This window comes from Rhizobacter sp. P2_H2 (assembly GCF_056403375.1).
The window spans coordinates 1-988 of record NZ_JBFUFP010001512.1; the positions used below are offsets into that span (position 1 = coordinate 1).

The window sequence follows — 988 nt, forward strand, 5'->3', positions numbered from 1 at the left end:
GATGGACTTTGGGGCATCCATGACGAGATCGTGAGCTGGCGTCTCGCAGGCCGCCCGATCGACACGGCAAGGAAGTCCCCATGGCCTCAAAACGCAAACGGCTCCCGAAGGAGCCGTTTTTCACTCTGGAGGCGCGGGCCGGAGTCGAACCGACCTACACGGATTTGCAATCCTCGGGCTCCCTTGCGATTCAATGCGATAGTGAAAAACCGCGCCATTCTCGCGGCAGGCCGTCATGTCCTCGACGCTCTCGACTAGCTGCTTAGACGTCTGATCGTCGATCGAGCGCCACGGCGGATGCGCGCGACAGTTGCCTAACTCTGGATCTGGGCGAGGCCACAGGCCGGACGCGGGCTGCCAGGACCCGGTTAGACGCACGGACGAACCGGTTTGCGGATGCCGCCGCGCCATGGTCGAATTTGATTCAGTGGACTTGGCTTGACAGTTCCTTTGGCGAGACCGTTCCCAAATCGCTCCAAGTTAAGTCCTTGATCCCGCTAATCACTGGCATCGTGAAAATAATACGCTGGAAGGAATTTCCCAGGGGCCGATGGCAGCTGCTAGCGACGCGTGTCCATCCCTCGCCATATCCTTGGGAGCTCGAACCGGAACTGCCTGAAGATAGAGCCAGTGATAATGGCCGCTTGTGATCTTAGAGACTACATCCGTTGGGCTACAGGGGGTTTCGTGCTTAAAGCGAACTGTGACAGAAAATGGCGATCCGAGTGTCTGCTGCGCGATCAGAGGGCGGTCCAAGCCAGGTGCAGATAGCAAGCGCCAGTCCATCGCGCCGGTTGCCGTAATCATCTTCGCATGTAAACCACCCTCGTCGATTTTCTCCGGCACGCTATTTTGCGCGCTGAGGGCATTGCGAGAGCGGGCTTGCAGCCAACGATCGGTCAAAATAACACTCTGACGCGAAAAATCCAGAAGCACTGCCCCTTTTCCCGTTGTGCTTGCACTGAATAGGCATTCCACTTCTTTCTGC

At 57.5% G+C, this 988-nt stretch carries 1 protein-coding gene and 1 tRNA gene; both read right to left on the reverse strand.

Going from position 1 to position 988, the window contains the following annotated elements:
* Positions 1-126: 126 nt before the first annotated feature.
* Positions 127-216: transfer RNA gene (locus tag AC1D15_RS34350), tRNA-Cys, on the reverse strand.
* A gap of 285 nt (positions 217-501) precedes the next feature.
* Positions 502-988 (reverse strand): hypothetical protein (locus tag AC1D15_RS34355; protein ID WP_477829593.1); only part of this gene is annotated, 487 nt, incomplete at its 5' end.